Source organism: Paenibacillus sp. B01 (assembly GCF_009649995.1).
Taxonomy (GTDB): domain Bacteria; phylum Bacillota; class Bacilli; order Paenibacillales; family Paenibacillaceae; genus Paenibacillus_O; species Paenibacillus_O pasadenensis.
The window spans coordinates 2,203,690-2,222,244 of record NZ_CP045802.1; the positions used below are offsets into that span (position 1 = coordinate 2,203,690).

General features: G+C 62.7%; 18 protein-coding genes and 1 tRNA gene. 13 read left to right on the forward strand and 6 right to left on the reverse strand.

Annotated elements, in window-relative coordinates; genetic code table 11:
- Nucleotides 1-15 precede the first annotated feature (15 nt).
- Both GE073_RS09405 and GE073_RS09410 read right to left on the reverse strand, forming a co-directional pair.
- The gene (locus GE073_RS09405) at nt 16-1,008 is read right to left on the reverse strand and encodes an N-acetylglucosamine kinase (protein WP_153783333.1); all 993 of its coding nucleotides are present in this window, start codon (nt 1,006-1,008) and stop codon (nt 16-18) included.
- The gene (locus tag GE073_RS09410; RefSeq protein ID WP_153783334.1) at nt 1,005-2,018 is read right to left on the reverse strand and encodes a LacI family DNA-binding transcriptional regulator; all 1,014 of its coding nucleotides are present in this window, start codon (nt 2,016-2,018) and stop codon (nt 1,005-1,007) included. The genes GE073_RS09405 and GE073_RS09410 overlap by 4 nt, the downstream gene beginning before the upstream one ends.
- A gap of 286 nt (nt 2,019-2,304) precedes the next feature.
- On the opposite strand from GE073_RS09410, the gene GE073_RS09415 reads away from it, so the two are divergent.
- Together GE073_RS09415 and GE073_RS09420 are read left to right on the forward strand one after the other, a co-directional pair.
- Nucleotides 2,305-2,622, forward strand: a complete 318-nt coding sequence (locus tag GE073_RS09415) for an antibiotic biosynthesis monooxygenase family protein (protein ID WP_153783335.1) — start codon at nt 2,305-2,307, stop codon at nt 2,620-2,622.
- Nucleotides 2,619-3,386, forward strand: a complete 768-nt coding sequence (locus GE073_RS09420; RefSeq protein ID WP_153783336.1) for a DUF3891 family protein — start codon at nt 2,619-2,621, stop codon at nt 3,384-3,386. The genes GE073_RS09415 and GE073_RS09420 overlap by 4 nt, the downstream gene beginning before the upstream one ends.
- Nucleotides 3,387-3,396: 10 nt before the next feature.
- Here the strand turns inward: GE073_RS09420 and GE073_RS09425 are convergent, their stop codons facing one another.
- Nucleotides 3,397-4,476, reverse strand: a complete 1,080-nt coding sequence (locus tag GE073_RS09425; RefSeq protein ID WP_194843331.1) for an AI-2E family transporter — start codon at nt 4,474-4,476, stop codon at nt 3,397-3,399.
- A 209-nt stretch (nt 4,477-4,685) separates the two neighbouring features.
- On the opposite strand from GE073_RS09425, the gene GE073_RS09430 reads away from it, so the two are divergent.
- The 4 genes from GE073_RS09430 to GE073_RS09445 all read left to right on the forward strand — a co-directional run bounded on the left by GE073_RS09430 (nt 4,686) and on the right by GE073_RS09445 (nt 7,446).
- Nucleotides 4,686-5,357: a PspA/IM30 family protein gene (locus GE073_RS09430; protein WP_153783338.1), complete on the forward strand. Its 672-nt coding sequence runs from the start codon at nt 4,686-4,688 to the stop codon at nt 5,355-5,357.
- Nucleotides 5,358-5,369: 12 nt separating this feature from the next.
- Nucleotides 5,370-5,876: a DUF4178 domain-containing protein gene (locus GE073_RS09435; protein ID WP_028599541.1), complete on the forward strand. Its 507-nt coding sequence runs from the start codon at nt 5,370-5,372 to the stop codon at nt 5,874-5,876.
- Nucleotides 5,877-5,984: 108 nt separating this feature from the next.
- Entirely contained in the window at nt 5,985-6,710 is a 726-nt protein-coding gene (locus tag GE073_RS09440) for a metallophosphoesterase family protein (RefSeq protein WP_153783339.1), read from the forward strand.
- 25 nt (nt 6,711-6,735) lie between these two features.
- Nucleotides 6,736-7,446, forward strand: a complete 711-nt coding sequence (locus GE073_RS09445) for an HAD family hydrolase (protein ID WP_153783340.1) — start codon at nt 6,736-6,738, stop codon at nt 7,444-7,446.
- 257 nt (nt 7,447-7,703) lie between these two features.
- On the opposite strand, the gene GE073_RS09450 is transcribed toward GE073_RS09445, so the two are convergent.
- Nucleotides 7,704-8,873 (reverse strand): GGDEF domain-containing protein, encoded by a 1,170-nt coding sequence (locus GE073_RS09450; RefSeq protein WP_153783341.1) that lies wholly within the window; start codon nt 8,871-8,873, stop codon nt 7,704-7,706.
- A 176-nt stretch (nt 8,874-9,049) separates the two neighbouring features.
- Here GE073_RS09450 and GE073_RS09455 point away from each other — a divergent pair, with 176 nt between their 5' ends.
- Nucleotides 9,050-10,189: a glycosyltransferase family 4 protein gene (locus GE073_RS09455; RefSeq protein ID WP_153783342.1), complete on the forward strand. Its 1,140-nt coding sequence runs from the start codon at nt 9,050-9,052 to the stop codon at nt 10,187-10,189.
- On the opposite strand, the gene GE073_RS09460 is transcribed toward GE073_RS09455, so the two are convergent.
- Complete coding sequence (locus GE073_RS09460; protein WP_028599545.1) at nt 10,186-11,238, reverse strand: YkvI family membrane protein; 1,053 nt, start codon at nt 11,236-11,238, stop codon at nt 10,186-10,188. The two genes, GE073_RS09455 and GE073_RS09460, sit on opposite strands and share 4 nt — an antisense overlap.
- 150 nt (nt 11,239-11,388) lie before the next feature.
- Here GE073_RS09460 and GE073_RS09465 point away from each other — a divergent pair, with 150 nt between their 5' ends.
- The 5 genes from GE073_RS09465 to GE073_RS09485 all read left to right on the forward strand — a co-directional run bounded on the left by GE073_RS09465 (nt 11,389) and on the right by GE073_RS09485 (nt 13,225).
- Nucleotides 11,389-11,961, forward strand: a complete 573-nt coding sequence (locus tag GE073_RS09465) for a xanthine phosphoribosyltransferase (RefSeq protein ID WP_028599546.1) — start codon at nt 11,389-11,391, stop codon at nt 11,959-11,961.
- An 83-nt stretch (nt 11,962-12,044) separates the two neighbouring features.
- Nucleotides 12,045-12,374 carry a hypothetical protein gene (locus GE073_RS09470; RefSeq protein WP_028599547.1) on the forward strand — a complete coding sequence of 110 codons (330 nt, stop codon included), beginning with the start codon at nt 12,045-12,047 and terminating at the stop codon, nt 12,372-12,374.
- A 75-nt stretch (nt 12,375-12,449) separates the two neighbouring features.
- Entirely contained in the window at nt 12,450-12,668 is a 219-nt protein-coding gene (locus tag GE073_RS09475; RefSeq protein ID WP_101808942.1) for a hypothetical protein, read from the forward strand.
- A gap of 23 nt (nt 12,669-12,691) precedes the next feature.
- Nucleotides 12,692-13,069, forward strand: coding sequence for a TFIIB-type zinc ribbon-containing protein (locus GE073_RS09480; RefSeq protein ID WP_153783343.1), 378 nt, complete (start codon nt 12,692-12,694; stop codon nt 13,067-13,069).
- Between the two features lie 69 nt (nt 13,070-13,138).
- A tRNA-Leu gene (locus GE073_RS09485) sits at nt 13,139-13,225 on the forward strand.
- Between the two features lie 128 nt (nt 13,226-13,353).
- Here GE073_RS09485 and GE073_RS09490 read toward each other — a convergent pair.
- Complete coding sequence (locus tag GE073_RS09490) at nt 13,354-15,963, reverse strand: S-layer homology domain-containing protein (RefSeq protein WP_194843332.1); 2,610 nt, start codon at nt 15,961-15,963, stop codon at nt 13,354-13,356.
- 212 nt (nt 15,964-16,175) lie between these two features.
- On the opposite strand from GE073_RS09490, the gene GE073_RS09495 reads away from it, so the two are divergent.
- Nucleotides 16,176-18,479 carry a helix-turn-helix domain-containing protein gene (locus GE073_RS09495; protein ID WP_153783345.1) on the forward strand — a complete coding sequence of 768 codons (2,304 nt, stop codon included), beginning with the start codon at nt 16,176-16,178 and terminating at the stop codon, nt 18,477-18,479.
- The last annotated feature ends 76 nt before the right edge of the window (nt 18,480-18,555 follow it).

Consider the following 18,555-nt stretch of genomic DNA (forward strand, 5'->3'; position numbering starts at 1 on the left):
CGATTCCTCTTTTCGTTAAAATGGGGCGATCGGGATGTCGTCGAACTCGCGGTGCTGGCGCATCGATCGGTACATCTCCGGCGTAATGTCGATGCGGTCCGCCTCCAGCGCGCCCCAGAGGGCGCCGACGACCGGCTCGACATCGAGCTTGACGAGCGACGCTCCCGGAGCCGTCTGCCGCAGCATCGCGGCGATCGGGCCGCTGATCCAGCCGTGGTCGCCGCGAGTCAGCAGGCTGCCGGCAAGCACGACGTCGAACGGAAGCTTGCGCATGCCGAGCCGCTCGATGACCGCCTTGACGGACAGCGCGAGCTCCTCGCCCTGATGCGTCAGGATGCGGAGCGCCGCTTCGTCGCCCTCGGAGGCGGCGCGGAACAGCAGCCGCACGACGTCGGTCGGCACGCCGAGCGAGCGGTCGAGATAGTCGTGGAACATCGCTTCGACCGTCGGATAGCCGAGCATCTCCAGCAGCATCGGCGTCAGCTTCGTCGGGCCTTCGCGGCCGTCCCAGGAGCGGATGACGGTGCGGAAAACCTCGACGTTCAGCCCGCCGCCGCCGCCGAAGTCCCCGTACATGTAGCTGAAGCCGCCGCATTGGTACATGTCGCCGGTCGGGCTCACGCCGGCGCAGTTGACGCCGGTGCCGCAGATGACCGAGACGCCGTACGGCCTGGCCGTGCCGGCCCGGAGGCCGATGACCGTGTCGCAGACGACCGTATAGCGCTCCGCGAAGCCGATGCTGCCGAGCAGCGGATGCAGGATGTCGAGGTCGGCCTGGCGGTCGGCTCCGGCGAGCCCGAAGTACGCGTGGGCGAGCGCGGAGCGCTCGACGCCCGCTTGCCGCAGCGCCTCGGAGACGGCGGCGTCGAGATTGCGCCGGGCGGAGTCGCGGCCGTTCTGATGGTTGCCGCCTGCGGCCATGCCTTTGCCGAGGATGCGTCCTTCGGCATTGGAGACGAGCGCATGCGTCTTGGTGCCGCCGGCATCGACGCCGAGATAGAAGCTCATACGGAATTCTCCTTCCAATCGGATAATGGCGGAGCGGTGCTCTCGCGCACGACGAGCTCCGGCCTCAGCACGACAGGCGGCGGCGCCTCGCGCCCCTCCATCTGGGCGAGCAGGCCGTCGACCGCGGAGCGCGCGATCTCCAGCACCGGCTGCGCCACGGTCGTCAGCTTCGGATGCAGCAGCGTCGCGAGGTTCTGGTCGTCGTAGCCGACGAGCGACAGGTCGCGGGGGATGGCCAGGCCGGCCTCCTGCAGCGCGTTGAGCACGCCGACGGCGATATAATCGTCGCCGCAGAACAGCGCCTCCGGCAGGCGTCCCTCCGCCAGCCAGCGCTTCGCCGCCTCGTAGCCCGTGTCCATGGAATACGTCCCTTCCTCGATGAACACCGGCTCCAGGCCGTGCTCGGCAAGCGCCTTGAGGAAGCCGTTCTGCCGGTCGATCGTGCTCTTGTAGTTGCTCGGACCGCTCAGATGGGCGATCGACGAATGGCCGAGCTCGACCAGATGCTTGCCGGCCGCGTAGCCGCCGGAGTAATGGCCGACCTGCACGGCCGACAAGTCGTAGGCGGGGTTCTGGTTGTCGATGATCGAGTACGGAATGCCTTTTCGCTCGAGGTCGGGAATCAGCTCGTCCTCCCAGGTCGGCGACAGGATGATCATGCCGTCGACCCGGTCCCTTTCCATCAGGAAGCTGCTTCCGGGCTCCCGGCAGCTCGGCGATACGGACAGCGCGAGAAAATAGCCGTGTCCGGCGAGCTCGTCATGCACGCTCTTGACGATCGCGTCGAACACCGAGTCCTGGAGCGTCGACAGCAGCAGGCCGACGACGCCGGTCTTGCCCTTGGCCAGCGACTGCGCGGCCGAATTCGGCCGATACCCGAGCTCCTTCATCGCCTGCTGCACCTTGAGGCGGTTCTTCTCCCGCACGTTGCCGGAGCCGTTGAGCACGCGCGAGACGGTGACGACGGACAGGCCGGAGCGCTTGGCGACGTCGAAGATGCTTGGTTTCATGAAGCGCCTCCCTTCGTGAAGTTAAACCGCTTAAACTTTTGATGAAAAAAAAGAGAGCTTGCTCTTTTCGGATGTCGAGAAGGCTGGCAAAAGGAAGCGGCGTCAGCCTGCTTCAAAATTAAAGCCCTTTAACTTTCTCTCGATTATCTTAACGGATCAAGGCCGGTTTGGCAACGATGGCCAAGGAAATTTCGGGCTGCAAGCGGGAAAACGGCAGTCCTTTCCCGAATGGAGAGGAGGAGAGAGGCCACGCAGAACCTATGATTCTACGAAAGAGGCGACGACCATGATTCTCGAGCATGCGCTGCTGTCCGTCATTCCCGGCAAGGAGGCCGATTTCGAGCGGGACTTCCGCACGGCGTCCGCCATCATCTCCTCCATGCGCGGCTATGTCCGCCATACGCTGTCCCGCTGCCTGGAGCAGCCGTCGCGCTATCTGCTGCTCGTCGAGTGGGAGACGCTGGAGGACCATACGCACGGCTTCCGCGGATCCGCCGACTATGGCCGCTGGAAGGCGCTGCTGCATCATTACTATGATCCATTCCCCACGGTGGAGCACTACACGGAAGTGCCGCTGCCGGCAAAGGAGGCCGACCGACCATGATCATCCGGGACAGCGGAGACAGCTTCGTGCTGATCCGCCAGCACGACCATGCGGCCGTGTCCGCGCAGCTCGCGCAGGCGCTCGCGCCCGAGCTGCTGCCGGCGGACAGGCTTCGCGCCAGCGTCGTCTATGCGGCGGCGCATCATGACCGCGGCTGGATCGGGCTCGACGAGACGCCGATCTGGAACGATGCGGCCGGACGCCCCTATGCGTTCGAGGACTATCCGCTGCTGCCCAAGATCGCGTTCTACCGGCGCGGCATCGACGAGGTCGAGGCGGTCAGCCCTTATGCCGGCCTGCTGTGCAGCTTGTTCTATCATGCCTTTTTCGAGCATCTGGAAGGAGAGGCATGCGACGAGTTCAAGCGGACCGAGGAGGTGCGCCAGCGCCGGCTCGCGATGAATCTGCGCGCCGATCCGGAGCGGACCCGCCTCGATCTGCTGCGGCTGCAGCTGCTCGACAGCCTGTCGCTGTATGTCTGCCTCAACGAGCCTGGCGCAGCGGGGGAGCAGGAGCATCCCTGGTACAGGGAAGGCTTTTCCGCGGCCGACGGGCTGCTGCCGTCCGGCCGCCGGCTGCGGGCGTCCTGGACGGACAAGCAGCGCCTCCTCCTGTCGGAGAGGGCGCTGCAAGGCGAGACGAAGGTCGAGCTGAGGCTGAAGCGGGTGCCGAAGGCGCGCATCGCGGCCGACGGCCTCGACGAGGCCTATCGCGTCAGCCCGCTGAAGCGGGCGGAGCTGCTCTGGAGCGTTCCGCCGGCCTAGGCCGGCGAGGTCAAGCGGTGCTGTCCGGCTGTGCTTTGCGCTCGAAATGCTCGGCGATCTGCAGGATGACGATCTTGAAGATCATGTAGACCGGGATCGAGATCATGATGCCGACGATGCCGCTCACCGCGCCGGCGATGAGGACGACGATGATCGTCGTCAGCGGATGGATGTCCATCGTCCTTCCGTAGACGAACGGCGAGATCAGGTTGCCCTCGAGCTGCTGGGCGACGAGGATGATCGCGAGCACCCAGATCGCCGTCGTGAACGAGTCCGTGAAGGCGATGAGGATGCACGGGATCGAGCCGATGATCGACCCGATGTACGGGATCATGTTCATCGCGCCGACGAACAGCGCGAGCAGCAGCGAATAAGGCAGGTCGACGATCAGGAAGCCGATATAAGCGAACGCTCCGAGCGCGAGGCAGCAGACGACGCGGCCGATGACGAACTCGCTCAGCATCTTGTCGACGCTGCCGAAGATCTCGATCGCGTCGGCGCGGTACTTGGCGGGCGAGAAGCGGACGAAGGACGTATAGCCCTTGCGGTCCTCCTTGAGCATGTAGTAGAGCAGCACCGGCACCGTGCCGACGACGAGCGCGATCGTCGCGACGATGGAGACGGCGTTCTGCAGGTAGGTCGACAAATAGTTGATGCCTTGCTCGAGGTAGCCGGTCAGCTTGCTCGACAAGTCGATCTCGGCGAGGCTGAATCCGCCGAAGCTCTGCGTCTGCAAGTAGTTGATCTGCTCCTGCACCTCCTTGGCGAGGGCGGGCAGGTTCTCGACGAAGCCCTCGGCCTGGGACTGCAGCGTCGGCCAGACGAGCACGACGAGCATCGCCACGACGGCCGCCATGACGACGAACAGCACGAGCACGGCAAGCCATTTCGGCATGCGCCACTTGTGAAGCTGCGTGACGAGCGGGCGGAAAAGGTAATAGAAGAAAAACGAGACGACGAACGGAAGCAGCAGCATGTTGAACGCGAGCAGCACCGGGCGGTAAAGGAACTCGAGCCGGGAGAGCAGGTAGAGGATGACGAGGACGAGAATGATGCTGATGCAGGCTTGATAGAACTTTCCGATTTTCAAGCGGGACGACCTCCGTTCGGGCGACTGGATTCCTTTACTCCTTGTATACCCTTGCCCCGGAAGCATTAACCTTGGACCGTCCGGCCCGGCTGCCGTCCGGATTCGGAAACCTTCCGGCCGCTGCCGTCGTATAAGGGGAAAGCAAGAAACTAATTGACTGCCAAACTTTTCAGTACCGATCAATCGACCTTTCAAGGAGGAATTTATCCATGTCTCTGTTCAAACGCCTGCGCGATCTGACTCTATCCAACGTTTATGCCCTGATCGACAAAGCCGAGGATCCGGTCAAGATGACCGATCAATATATCCGCGACATGGCGAGCGATCTTGAAGAAGCCGAAAAGGCGGTCGCGGCCCAGATCGCCCTGGAGAAGAAGTTCAAGAAGCTGCTCGAGGAGCAGGAGGAGCTTCTTCAACGCCGCCTGCAGCTGGCCCATGCCGCCGCCGAGGCGGGCAATGTCGATCTGGCTCGCCGCGCGCTTGCGGAGAAGCAAAGCGCCGAAGCCAAGCGGGACGAATACCGCGCCGCGTTCGAGACGAACAAGGCTTCCGCGGATCTGCTCCGCGACAAGCTCGCGCAGATGCAAAAGCAGCTCGGCGAGCTCAAGAGCAAGCGCGAGTCGCTCGTCGCCCGGGCCCAGGCAGCCAAGGCGCAGGTCGAGATCAACCGTTCGATGAGCGGCTTCGGCTCCGATACGGCGATGGCCGGACTGAAGCGGATGGAAGACAAGGTGCTCGGCCTCGAATCGCAGGCGGAGGCGAGCAACGTCCTGAACGATCGGGCGAAGTCGCTCGACGAGGAATTCGAGGCGCTCGGCCGCGACAAAAAAGTCGAGGATGAGCTGGCTGCGCTGCTGAACCAATACAAAAAACCGGAATAAGGCGGCGAAGGCATGAGCTTGTTCAAACGAGTGGCGAACCTCATGCGGCGTCCGGAGCCGGCGCCGGCCGAGAAAAGCATGCTTACGCTCGGCCCGGGCGACATCTGCGAGATCTCGCTGGAGACGTATGAGGTGATCGGCCAGACGAAGAATTTCCGGCGCAAGGAAACGTTCCTGACGCTGCAGGACGGCACCCGGCTCCGCTATCTCCATATCGAGGACCGCGAGCAGACCGAGTACAGCCTGTACGAGCCGATCGACGGACGGCTGGACTCGATCGAGGAGGTGCCGTCGACGATGGCGCTGGACGGCCGGGACTACTATTTGGAGGAACAGCATTCTTCTCCGGTGACGTCGTCCGGCAGGGCCCCCCATCATCCGGCGGGCGAGCTGCATGTGTGGCAATACCAGTCCGACGACCGCAGGCTGCTGCGCATCGAATGGCAGGAGGGGCGGTTCATGCTCTACGAGGGAGAACGGATCCCGGCGGCGGATGTCCAGACGGTGCGCGGCCGCTGAACGATCCCGCGGCAAACGCGCTTGCGCGCAAATAATCGGCCGGGAGGAATCATTCCTCCCGGCCTGCCGTACATAAGCTACTATGAACCGCTTTCAAGGAGGGACTGCATGGAGCGGATCGCGATCCTATCTGATGTACACGGCAATATGCCGGCGATGGAGGCGGTGCTCGCGGACATCCGGGCCAGAGGCATCTCGCGGATCGTCTGCCTGGGCGATCTGGCGGGAAAGGGACCGGAGCCGGCGGAGGCCGTCGATGAGGTGCGAAGCAGCTGCGAGACGGTCATCCGCGGCAACTGGGATGAATTCCTCGGCTTGCCGACGGACGACGAGACGCTCCGATGGCATCAGGAGCGGCTCGGGCCGGAGCGGCTCCGCTATTTGCGGGAGCTGCCGTTCTGCGCGGAGCTTCGCCTCGGCGGGCGGCTCATCCGCCTCGTCCATGCTTCTCCGCAGAGCGTGTATCGCCGCGTCCAGCCTTGGGACTCCCCGGAGGACAGGGCGTCCATGTTCGATCCGCCGGACGGCTGCAGCGGCCGCCCCGATGCGCTGGGCTATGGAGACATCCACCAAGCCTATGCCCAATATGTGGACGGCAGGCTGCTGTTCAACTGCGGCAGCGTCGGCAACCCGCTCGATCTGCCGCAAGCCTCCTACGCGATCGTGGAAGGGGAGCCGGATGCGGCGGCCATGGCGCCTTTCGCGCTGCAGCTGATCCGGGTGCCCTACGATATCGGCGAGGCGGTCGCCCGCGCCGAGCGGCTCGCCATGCCGCAGCTGGAGCCGTATTGTCGGGAGCTCGTGACGGGACGCTATCGGGGCTTGCACGCGTGAGCGATCGGCAAAAAGGAGGAGAGCGATGATACGAGCGATCCTGTTCGACCTGGACCATACGCTGCTCGACCGTACGGCAGGCTTCCACGAGTTCGCCTGCCGCTTCGCCGAGCGGTATGCCGCCGTGCCGGAGAGCGGGCGCGCAGACTGGACGCGGCGGCTGATCGAGCTGGACGAGGACGGCTGCAAGCCGAAGCACGACCTGTTTCGGCAGCTGCCGGAGCTTCTTCCTTGCACATGCTCCGACCCTGCGGAGCTCATGGCCTTTTATGAGCGGGAATATGTCGCCGCCGCGCGGGCGATGAGCGGCGCGGCGCAGCTGCTCGCGTCGCTGCGTCCGTATTATCGTCTCGGCATCGTCTCGAACGGCAAGGACGCGATTCAGCGCGGCAAGCTGGAGCGGACCGGGCTCGCGCGCTGGTTCGAATCGATCCTCGTCTCCGAGTCGGCCGGCTGCCGCAAGCCGCAGCGCGAGATCTTCGCCATGGGGCTGCGCGAGCTTGGCGTGCAGCCCGAGCAGGCCCTTTTTGTCGGCGACCATCCCGTCAACGACATCCAGGGCGCCTACTTCAGCGGCATGAAGACCGTCTGGCTGCGGAGCAGCCAGGCCTGGCCGGACGAGGCGGCGGCGCTGCCGGACGCGGTCATCTCCGAGCTCGCGCAGCTGCCGGCGGCGATCCGGCTCGTGTCCGGGCAGACGGCCGCCGCCGACTGGCGGCTCAGCAGCGGCGCCTGACCCCGGCAGCCGGGGCGGCCGCAGCTGCCCGCGCCATGCGCCTGGAGCCGGTCGCGCCAAGCGAGGGCAGTCAAGAAAAGGCATCCGCCGTCCTAGGGCGTGTTGCACATCCTTCGAAGGAAGCCGAATATTGCCGAATTTTTGATCCCTGCGAGGAACGTAGGCGAAGGCGTACCGGGGGTACGTCGAGCCTGCGCGACGAAGCAGGAGGCAAAAAGGCGGTGATAGACGCACCTGAGCGGGGGTGCAAACACGCCCTAAACGGGGGATGCTTTTTTGCCCCTCGCGGCGCGAGCAGGCTCGTTCACGACGGTGACGCGGTTTTTGCCGGTCGTCTTGGAGCGGTACATCGCTTCGTCGGCCTCGCGCACGATCTGGTCGACGCTGATGCCGGGCCGGGAGTAGCTGACGCCTATGCTGACGGTGACGATCGTCTCTTGCTCGATCCGCCGGCGCAGCGTCTCGGCAAGCTCGGCGGCCTTCTCCCTGGAGCCGACGACCAGCAGCAGCTCCTCGCCGCCGTAGCGTCCGGCCGAGCCGATGCCCTGCACGAGCTCCCGCATCATCTCCGAGATCTGCTTGAGCACGCCGTCGGCCCGGTGATGGCCTTGCGTGTCGTTCAGCTTCTTGAAGTTGTCGATGTCGCAAAAGACGACGGCGATTCCTTTGCCGCGGCGGAGCAGCAGCTCGGCCTTTTGCTGGAAATGGCGGCGGTTGTACAGTCCGGTCAGCCCGTCGGTGATGGAGGAGCGGTAGGTCGTGAGCAGCCGCTCGAGCACCCATTCGAACAGCAGCAGGAACAGCAGCGTGAAGTAGACGACGGGCAGCATCCGCGAGAGCACGAGCAGCGCCGGCATGCCGCCCTGGAAGACGTAGCGGTCGGTGACGAGCGCCAGGTCTGCCGTGAAGTAGACGATCAGGCTGGCGGAATACTTCGTGCGCAGCTCGACCCCCCGCGTATCGAGCAGGATGAGGAAATTGATGATGATGCCGTAGAAGTCGAGCAGCACGAGCGGCACCGCGCGGCCGTCGGCAGCGCCGAGCAGGCCCGGATTCATCGCCAGCTCCGCTCCGGCGATCGCGAAGGCGAGGGCGGCCATGACGACGAACGGAGCTCCGCGCAGCTTCGCGCCGGGATGGCTATATAATTTCATGAAGACAAAGTTTATAATGATGAAAGAAAAGATTCCGAGCAGGCGCGTCGCCAGCTGGAGCAAGGGAAGGGCATCGCCCTGGTCCAGCCCGGCGAGCAGCATCCCCTGCCGGATCATGAGCAGCGGCAGGATGAGGATCAGCAGCCGGTAGACGTGATGGCGGCGATAGCTTCGATACAGCTTCACGCCCATGAAGATCATCAGCGCAAGCACGGTCAGCGTGCAGGCGGATGCGAATAGTTGAATCGAAGCAGCCTGAGGCCAATTGGTCATGGAACATGCACTCCGCCTTTGTCAGCATCGGTCCGGCTCCGCGTTTCGCAGCGGCGGCCGGGCAGCGGAAGCGATTCGCTTGCCGCCTTTTCACGGTATCGGCTGTTCCCCGTCCAACCATTAGAGGGAACGTCCGTTCCATTCTATCATGGCCAAGCTGGAAGGAGAGCGATCAGATGGAAATTTTGCAGGCTTTGTTCTTTCCTCCCGAGCAGCCCGGAGGCGTGTCCTCCATGGTTCCTTATATGCAGGATCGGTTCAACAAGGTCGGCTGGCCGACCGACCTGTTCTCCCTGCCGAAGCGGATCCGCGGCAAGGGAACCGAGGAAGTGCGGCTGCATACGTTCGATCCGGAGCCGTATCGGGACAATCCGATCGCGGCCAAGTATCTTCAGACGCTGAGCGACTACCTGTGGTGGACCAAAATGCGCATCAAGCGCAACTACGACCTGATCCACGCGCATCATCCCGTCGCCGCGCTCGTCATTAAGCAGGTCTTTCCCGACACGCCGCTCGTCGTCACGATCCACTCGAGCTACGAGCGCGAGCTCATCCTGAACGGCAAGATCGAGGAGGGCGGGCCGGAGCACCGGTTCCTCGCCTCCATCTATCGCGAGCTCGAGCATGCCGCCGACCGGCTGCTGACCGTATCGGATTCGTTCCGCCGGTACATGGCTCCGTACGTCGACGACGCGGAGGCGATCGGCGTCATCGCCAACGGCTTCGACGAGCGGCGCTTCAAGCCGATCAGCCATGAGAACGAGGTGACGCAGCTCATCACCGTATGCCGGCTCGTGCCCGCCAAAGGGCTCGACATCCTGCTGCGGGCTTGCGCCGAGCTCAAGGACAAAGGCCATCCGTTCGTCCTCCACATCATCGGCGACGGCCCGATCCGCAAGGAGCTCGAGACGCTTGCGACCGAGCTCGGCTTGTACGACGACATCATTTTTTACGGCTACATGCTGCATCCGGAGGAATTCATGCCGTTCTTCGACGTGTTCGTGCTGCCATCGCGGGCGGAGGCGTTCGGCAGCGTGTTCGCCGAGGCGGCGCTCTGCTGGCTCGCGCTCGTCGGCACCGACGTCGGCGGCATCGGCGAGCAGATCGAGGACGGCGTGAACGGGCTGCTCGTGCCGCCAGACGATGCGGCGGCGCTGGCCGCGGCGCTGGAGCGGCTCATCACGGACCAGACGTTCCGCTATCAGCTCGCCCGCGCCGCCTGGGACAAAGCTAAAAAAGCCTACTCGCTGACGAGGGTCATCTCGCAGCTGAAGCAGGTCTATCTGGAAGCGGCGCCGGGAGCGGCGGAGAGCTAATCGCTCTCCGGCCGCTTTCGCGTCTTCTTGAGCATCATGAGCGCCAGCCAGCCGAGGCTGAACAGGCCGAAGATCGGATAGAGCGTCTTGACGAGCGGGCCGAAGCCGATCTGGCTGAGCAGGTAGCAGAGGACGAGGATGATCAGCAGCAGCACGTTCGGTGAAACCGCCACGCGCTGCTGCAGCTGCAGCGCCAGGCCGTAGATGTCGGCGATGAGCGTCGTGAAGATCTCGGAGAAGATGAGCAGGATATAGACGAACTGGATGCCGTAGCCGAGCTGGCGCGCGATGCCGCCCATCGGGATCTCGTACTGCTGGACGCCGGGCATATGCGACGACAGCGCGATGTGGCCGGCGAGCAGCATGAAGCCGATGCCGATGCCGCCGAACAGCGAGCCGAGCCGGATCGCCTTGCGGTCCTTGATCCCGGCGCCGAGCGGGACGAGCACCGCCTGAGCCATCGCGAGGTTGAACGCGGTGTACAGCAGCGGGGCGGTCCACACCCGCAGCGCCGAGTCGTCCGTCGTCAGCTGCAGCCAGCGGCCGCCGCTCGGCGAGGTGAACGTGTCGTACAGCACGATCGCCGTGAACAGCAGCATGAACGGCACGACGATGCTGTTGATCGTCAGGATGGCGTTCATGCCGCGACGCAGCATGAGATAGCAGGCGACGAGCGTCACGACGAGTCCGATCTGGTAGGGCAGGTTCCAGTTCTCATAAAAGATCGTTCCCGCTCCCGCCAGCATGACGGCGTTCACGCCGAGCAGGACGACGAGCATGAAATAGCTGACGAGCTGGCCGACGGCCGGTCCGAACAGCGCCTTGTTGAGATCCTCGTAGGACTTGGCTCCGATCTCGCCGGCGAGCAGCATCATCTTGCCTCCGAGCCAGATGAACATGGCGGTCGCGAGCACGATCGTCAGCACGGCCCAGTGGCCGTAGCGGGTGAAGAATTGGAGGATCTCCTGGCCCGTGGCGAATCCGGCACCGACGACGGTGCCCATGTACGTGAATCCGATCTGCAGCACGCGCAAGACGCGTCCCCGCATGGCTTCGCCTCCGTTCTCGCATGGATTGTCCTTACATCCTATGTGCGGCGGCGGACAGGCATGACAGGGAGCCGCTGGGCGAGGTTGCAGGAACGGCCGGGCTATGATAATTTAACGGAAAGAATTCCCCAAGGAAGGGACCAAGCCGATATGGAAATGCTCAAAAACCGAATCCTTCAGGACGCGTCGATCTTGTCTGCCGATGTAGTCAAGCTGGACGCAATCCTCAACCATCAGGTCGATCCGGCGCTGACGATGGAGATGGGGCGCGAGTTCGCTCGCCTGTTCCGGGAAGCGGGGGCGACCAAGGTCATCACCGTCGAATCGTCCGGCATCCCGGTCGCCTTCGCCACGGCGCTGGAGCTGAACGTGCCGCTGCTGTTCGCTCGGCGCAAGAAGACGCTGATCGCCGATCCCGATCATTACTCGGAGCGGGTGCCGTCGTTCACCAAGGGCATCGTGACCGATCTGATGGTGTCCAAGTCGCTGCTGTCTCCGGAGGACCGGCTGCTGTTCATCGACGACATCATCGCCAACGGCGACGCCGCGCGCGGTCTCGTGCGCATCATCGAGCGCTCGGGAGCCGAGCTCGTCGGATTCGGCGTCGTCATCGAGAAGTGCTTCCAAGCCGGCGCCAGCACGCTGCGCGAGCAAGGCATCCGCGTCGAGCCGCTCGTCCGCATCCGCTCGCTCGAGGGAGGATCGATCGTCTTCGAGGAATAGCCGTCAAAATCTTCCCTTTTCCCTGCCCGGCATATCGCCTATAATGGGTAAAGAAGATTTCTTACATGGGGAGGCACAAGGCGATGGAAAACGTAGATCCCGGTTTCTTTGAAGCCAAGCTGTCCGCTGCCAAAATTCATTTCGAGCGCGCGCTCGATTGCAAGCATACCGAATTCGACGATCTGTATCCGTACATGATCGAGCATCCGCAATTTTTCTGGTACAAACGGTACGTCGCCTGGTCCGAGCTGCTGACGATCGTCAAGCTGAGCGAGGAGCTCGGGCTGGAGTGGAAGGGCCAGTTCACCGACAAGCAGGCCGATTATATTTCCAAGCGGGTCATGAGCTCGCGCGTGCTGGACGAGTGGTACGAGACGAACGATACCAAGGAGCATGTCGGCAACGCAGAATAGAGCGGCTTCAGCCCCGGTGCTTCCGGGGCTTTTTGATGCGGCGGCGTTTCAGCAGCAGGAGAGGAGGGTAATAAGATGAATCTTGCCAGCGACGATCTGCTGAACGGATTCCGGCTGACCGGAGAGAAGGTCCGGGTCATCCGGGATGAAATGGAGCAGAACGACGTGCTCGGAATCGTCGTCGCCTGGGATGACGACAGCGTCATGATCCGCAAGGCGAACCGGCGGGTCGTCCAGCTCAGCCGAGGCTATACGTACGAATCCGCAGCAGCTCCGCGTTCCGCATCGTCCTGAACGACGAAGGAGGAGAGCGCGAGATGTTTTGTCCAAACGATCATATGGTGATGAACGGGTCCGAGGTCGATGGCGTGACGGTGTTCCGCTGCCCTGTATGCGGCAATGTCCGCCTCGCAGGCCCGGATGGCGAGCGGCTGGCGTATGGCGGCGTGGAAGTCACGCCATACTATTCCGGTCCGGTCGAGGAGCGACATCTGAGCGAGACGCCTTATGGAGCCCATGAGCTGGCGTCCGAGGAAGCCGAAGGAGCGCGCGACGACGGCATTCCGCTTTACGGAGCGCCGGAGGAGGAAGCAGGCGGCTTCGCGCTTGCCGGCGGACCTTACGGTTATGTGCCTGCCGACGAAAAACGGCCGGAGACGCCGTCCCCGCCTTACGGAATGCCGCCCGCGCCATGAGCTTTTCAAGCCTTCGACATAAAGGTTGACAAGCATCCGGGCCGTGTGATATTTTATTAAAAGTGTCACGCGGTCATGGCGGAATTGGCAGACGCGCTAGATTCAGGTTCTAGTGTCAGCAATGACGTGGAGGTTCAAGTCCTCTTGACCGCACCACTCTTATCTACAACAGGCTTCTGTTCTGCGAATTCTCGCAGATCAGAGCTTTTTTTTATTTTCAGAACCAGAATGAAGAACCGGGGCTCGTGCAGCATGAGCCCCGGTTCTTTGCGTTTCCCTTGCGTTTACATGGCGTCGATCATAGCCTTGATCGTAAGGTCGCTCTCCAAGGCGCGAAGGAGGATCGTCAGCGCTTCGGCGCGGCTGCTGCTGTCGTCCGGCGCGAAGCGGGAGGAAGAGATCCCTTGGACGAGGCTGGCCGAGGACGCCAGACGGATCTCCTCCGCCGCCCAATGGTCGCCGCGTACGTCTGCAAAGCCGGCAGCGGAGCCTTTCGCCAGCGTATTGAGGTTCAAGATCTGCGAGATTATTTTCACCAGCTCGGCGCGGGTGAGCGGATCGTTCGGTCTGAAGCTGCCATCCGCGTATCCGGCGATGATTCCTTTGTCCGCCAAAGCGCCGATGGAGCCGGCAGCCCAGCTGGATGCGGCATCGGCATAGACGTTCGAAGCCGGGCTTGGCGCCAGCCCGAACGCGCGGGCGATCATGGCGGCGAATTCGGCCCGGGTGACAGGCGCATTCGGCCGGAACGTCCCGTCCGCGTAACCGCCCGCGATACGAAGTTTTGCCGCTTTGGCGATGGTGCCGCTTGCCCAGTGCTTGCCGACGTCGCGGAACGAGCGGCTCTCGTTGCCCGCAGCGGCAATCGCGTCGCGGACCGTTTGCACGACGGCTTCGCGGCTGACTACGTTCGAATGGAACGGATCGATGCCGGCGTCCGGCTCCTGGTTCGGTTCCGGAGCGCTGCTGCCGCCAGAATCCGTATCGTCCGTCCCGGCGGAAGGATCAGTTGTTCCCGTATCCGGCGCAGTCGTGCCAGGCGTGGTGCCAGGCGTGGTGCCAGGCGTGGTGCCAGGCGTCGTGCCATTGTCGATGGACAGCGCGATCCGGTCGGACTGGTAATCAAGCTGGGCCGTATAGCCGCTTGGCAATCCGTTGATCTCCACGGAGGAAAACTGCCCGATGCGCTTGTCCTTGCCATGGCGGATCAGAGTAAGAGAGCCTGCTTCCGGCACGTAGTCTTTCGCGAAGCTCACGACGAGCTTGCCGTCCGCGTCGATCGCGCCGTCGACATCGAGCATGTCGCCGAAGCTCGCTACGTTCAGCTCCAACGTGCCTTTGGAAGCTTGAGCGAAGTCGCCTCCGATCGCTACTCTTCCCGTTGCGCTCTCTGCGAGCGTGCCGCCGTTGTTCGCAACCGCGCCGCTGCCGAAGGCCGTCTCCGAGGCGCCTTCCAGCGTGCCGGCATTCAGTTCGGTGCCGCCGGAATAGGTGTTGCTACCGCTGAGCTTCAGGGTGCCCGTGCCTTCCTTCGTCAGCTTTCCGGGTCCGGAGATATTGTTCCTCCAGCTGTCGGAGGCATGGAATCCGCCCTGGCTTGCATTCATCTCGACCGTAACGTCGCCGCTAAAGGCGCCATAGCCGTCCGCCGCAGCGAACAGGTTGAGCCGTCCCCAGCCCTCCGGATCGTCCAGCAGCGGGTAGCCGGAGGAGAGGCCTGTCGTCGCGAGAACGGCACGGCGCTGGTCGCCGCTCAAGTAAGGCAGGCGGGTCTCCAGCAGAACCTCGGCGCCCTTCGGAACGACCATGGCCTCCGTCGTGGAAGCGATCGGCGTGAAGCCGTAGGTGAGCCGCTGGGTGAACTGCGCCTTATTTTTGGCGTAATCGCTGAAGCGGTCTTCAGCTGTGCCGTTCTCCTTCAGCAGGATAGCATGAGCTTGATCGTAAGCGGCCTGCTTCAGCGCAGCGTTGTCCGGATCGGCCAAGGCAGCGGCCGCCAGAGCTGTTGCCGTGACGCGCCCGCCCATGACGTCGAGCGGAGAGTGCATGCCGGCGACGATGCGATTGTTGCCCATCTCGGAAGCGCGGGTCAGCAGCTCCTGGAACCGCTCCGGCACGGCATAAGCGAGCGACAGCGCGGCGAGGTACGATGCGTTCGTGTGGCCGCTCGGGAAGCCGCCGTCCGTAGCCGGCGTCGAGCTGATCGCAGGAACAAGCGTCGGCACGATGATGGACGTGTCGTCCAGCCAGCGGTAGGGACGCATGTAAGCGAAGTGATTTTTGGCCGGGGTAGTCGAGGCGTAGTTGCCTCTCACCGTTCCGATGAGATCGACCATCTTGCCGAGCTCGGAATCGGAGTCGCCCCCCTTGTTCGCGCCGTTGCCGTCGTTGTACTTCACCGATGCAGCGTCTTCCGGAATGCTCGTGATCGTGGTGAACGTGTTCGTCTTCTGACGGTAGACGTCAGCCAGCGAACCGAGGCCGTCGATGGCGCCGTAGGTTTGGTTGCGCCGGTCATCGAAATATGCCGCTGCTTCCTCTGCATCCGTGCGGCTGGCCGCGATGTCGGCAACGTATTGAATGTTGGCGTCGAGAACGCCGGCGTTGAGCTTCGTGCCGTTGTTCCAGGACGTCCCCGGCGTCCACAGATCGAGAAACCTGGACAGCGTGCCTAGCACCGGGTTGGATTCCAATGTCATGTTGGCGGTCGTGTTGTTCTTGTAGCCGTCGACGAAGTATCCCCATGCCGGAGCGGGGGGCAGAGCAGCGGGCAGAGCGGCGGATGGATCGTCGGAAGCCGCGAGCGCGATCGTTCCGCCTGCGAAATTCGAAAGCAGCAGCGCGCCCATCATGGCCGATACGAGCCGGTTCTTTGGTTTTGCCTTTGTCTTCACAATGAGTCTACTCCTATCATGATTAATCTCGACCCTTGGGGGATCGGAACCGGACTCAATGTAGCACCGGGGCGCGGCGGGCGGCAATAGGACAATTTCCGCTTTCTGTCGCTTTGGGAGGAACCGGGCGTGATTTGACATTGCCTTAATAAAGATGCGGTATTTTGAATGAGAAAGCTGAGGCAGGATCGGCAGCGGAGGGAGGGGACGACTTGAGAAAATGGAACACGGTATTCGCTAACCTGATCCTATCGTACCTATTTATCGTTCTTGTCATCGTGCTTCTGCTTTGTTCGAGCTTCTATATGTACTTTACCGGCAAGTATAAGGAGGAGCTGCGCGACCGAAGCCGGATTGCGCTGGAGAATACGGCCCAGACGATCGAGAGCTCGGTGCTTCGACGGGCTCAGCAGATCTATCTGGACATCTCCCTCAATAAGACGGCAGACGTGAGGCTGCTCGCCGATCCCTCCTTTAAGGGCGATCATGCCGAGGTGCTCGATCTGCAGGAGCTGCTGCGTTCGGCAGTCATCCGCAACTCCGATCTCGTTCAGGCGGTGCATCTTTATTATCCCAAGCCGAACATCATGCTCTCCTCTGCCTACGGACTGAAATTCTACGCCGACCGGGAGCGGGAAACGCCATTTTTGACGGATTGGATCGAAGGAATGCGGAGCAGCAAGGAGAGCAGCCTGTGGACGCAAGCCCGCCTGGTTCCCGAGGACATCTATTCCAATCTGAAGGGCGGAAAGAGCCAGGCGCTCATCACCTACGCTCACGGATACCCGTTCCGGTCGTCGGGAGCGGACAGCGAGGTGATCGTCGCGGTGGACGTAAAGGAGAGCGCGATCAGCGGAATCATCCGCAATAGGATGCCTTCCCGGTACGAAGGCACTTTTATCGTGGACAGCTCGGGCAATGCGATATCCGGCTCCGACAAGGGCAAGCTGGGCCAGAGGGCGGAGGCAGGAGCGGGCGCGCTGGATCCGGGAGCGGGCGACGCAGGGGGGACGGTAGAATGGTCCTCCCAAGTGGCGACCTACCTGACGCTTCCATCGACCGGATGGAAGCTGTACAGCATCATGCCTTCGAGCGCGTTCTACCAGAAGTCGATTTTTATTCAGAAGCTTATTTTAGGCCTTTGCTTGTTCGCGCTCCTGATCGGCATCGTCATGTCCGGAGTGCTGGCGCGGGCGAATACGGGTCCGATCAAACGGCTGACGGCCAAGATCAAGGGCTTGCTGGACCCCGCCTCCGCAAGCGTCGCCAACGAGTACCGGCTGATCGATACGGCCTTCGTCAAGCTGAACGCCAAAGTCGCCAGCCTCGAGGAAACGCTGGAAGCGAACAGCTCGGTCATCCGGCACAATGTCATCCTTGGCCTGCTGCGCAACAGCTACAGTCAGGAGGAATTGGCCGAGGACCTCGATTTTCTTGGCCTGGACCGCGAGTATGGCCGCTACTGCTGCCTGCTTCTCGATTCGAGAGGAGCGTTCGCCGGGCTGAATTCCCGCAGCCTTCAGTACGCGGCCTATCGAATGATCGGCCAATTGGAGGCGGCCGCGCTGCCGGACGGCTTCATTCGGGCCGAGGCGCTGCCCGATAAGAGGGTGGTCGTCCTCATAGGAGCCGATCGGGAGAGCGGCGAGCTGCGGGAGCGGATTTCCCGGTTCGTCGTGGCCGAAGGCAGGGAGCGATTCGAGCTCGACTTCCAAATCTCCTGGGGCTGTTGGGTGGAGGAGCTGATCGACGTTCACCGGAGCTTCGACGAAGCCCGGATTCGGATGAAATACGCCTACTTCTTTCCGGAGACGTCCATTCTGAACGATCCGGAGCTGCTGGACCGAGAGCAAAGCACGGAAGAAATTCCGCAAGCTATCCTGGCGAAATTCAGGGACAAGCTGCATGCCCGCCAGGCGGACGGCCTTGCCGACGCCGTCGAGCAGTTGGCGACGGTCATGCGGGAAGGGGTCTATGCGGCGGATTATTGCCGCTATATTCTGGCGAATACCGTGTTCGTCTATTCCGACTACATGAAGAGCGTCCGCTACAAGCATCCCGATCCCGGCAATCCGGATCTCTACGGCGAGTTTGCCGGGCTGCCCCATATTCTGGCTTATCAGGATTGGTTGACGAATTCGGCGGCCGAGTTCATCGCGCACATGGAAAGTCGGAACAGCGAGAGGGCGGTCTCCAGCGTGGAGGCTGTCAAGCGGTACATCCAGGACCACTTATCGGAGGACTTGTCCTTGGACGCGGTAGCCGGACAAGTTTTCTTGAGTCCCAAATACCTCAGCAAACTGTTCAAGGAGGAGGTTGGCGTAACCTATACCGACTACGTCACGGGCCAGCGGATGGAGAGGGCCAAAGCGCTGATCGAGGCCAACAAGCTGACGGTCGAGCAGATCGCGAGCACGGTCGGATACGGAACGGCGGCTTACTTCATCAAGAAATTCAAGGAAATTCACGGCTGCACACCGGGAAATTACAGGCGCAGCATCGCAAGACATGCCTAGCGGCAACGGAGGGGAATCATGGCCAAACAGCAGCCGCGTCGCATCGCGGCCATCCTTTTCGCAATCTTGTCAGCGG

What these genes read in the sequence shown, in the direction of transcription:
- GE073_RS09405 (WP_153783333.1), bottom strand. Translation starts at nt 1,008, where the DNA reads ATGAGCTTCTATCTCGGCGTCGATGCCGGCGGCACCAAGACGCATGCG.
- GE073_RS09410 (WP_153783334.1), bottom strand. Translation starts at nt 2,018, where the DNA reads ATGAAACCAAGCATCTTCGACGTCGCCAAGCGCTCCGGCCTGTCCGTC.
- GE073_RS09415 (WP_153783335.1), top strand. Translation starts at nt 2,305, where the DNA reads ATGATTCTCGAGCATGCGCTGCTGTCCGTCATTCCCGGCAAGGAGGCC.
- GE073_RS09420 (WP_153783336.1), top strand. Translation starts at nt 2,619, where the DNA reads ATGATCATCCGGGACAGCGGAGACAGCTTCGTGCTGATCCGCCAGCAC.
- GE073_RS09430 (WP_153783338.1), top strand. Translation starts at nt 4,686, where the DNA reads ATGTCTCTGTTCAAACGCCTGCGCGATCTGACTCTATCCAACGTTTAT.
- GE073_RS09435 (WP_028599541.1), top strand. Translation starts at nt 5,370, where the DNA reads ATGAGCTTGTTCAAACGAGTGGCGAACCTCATGCGGCGTCCGGAGCCG.
- GE073_RS09440 (WP_153783339.1), top strand. Translation starts at nt 5,985, where the DNA reads ATGGAGCGGATCGCGATCCTATCTGATGTACACGGCAATATGCCGGCG.
- GE073_RS09445 (WP_153783340.1), top strand. Translation starts at nt 6,736, where the DNA reads ATGATACGAGCGATCCTGTTCGACCTGGACCATACGCTGCTCGACCGT.
- GE073_RS09450 (WP_153783341.1), bottom strand. Translation starts at nt 8,873, where the DNA reads ATGACCAATTGGCCTCAGGCTGCTTCGATTCAACTATTCGCATCCGCC.
- GE073_RS09455 (WP_153783342.1), top strand. Translation starts at nt 9,050, where the DNA reads ATGGAAATTTTGCAGGCTTTGTTCTTTCCTCCCGAGCAGCCCGGAGGC.
- GE073_RS09460 (WP_028599545.1), bottom strand. Translation starts at nt 11,238, where the DNA reads ATGCGGGGACGCGTCTTGCGCGTGCTGCAGATCGGATTCACGTACATG.
- GE073_RS09465 (WP_028599546.1), top strand. Translation starts at nt 11,389, where the DNA reads ATGGAAATGCTCAAAAACCGAATCCTTCAGGACGCGTCGATCTTGTCT.
- GE073_RS09470 (WP_028599547.1), top strand. Translation starts at nt 12,045, where the DNA reads ATGGAAAACGTAGATCCCGGTTTCTTTGAAGCCAAGCTGTCCGCTGCC.
- GE073_RS09475 (WP_101808942.1), top strand. Translation starts at nt 12,450, where the DNA reads ATGAATCTTGCCAGCGACGATCTGCTGAACGGATTCCGGCTGACCGGA.
- GE073_RS09480 (WP_153783343.1), top strand. Translation starts at nt 12,692, where the DNA reads ATGTTTTGTCCAAACGATCATATGGTGATGAACGGGTCCGAGGTCGAT.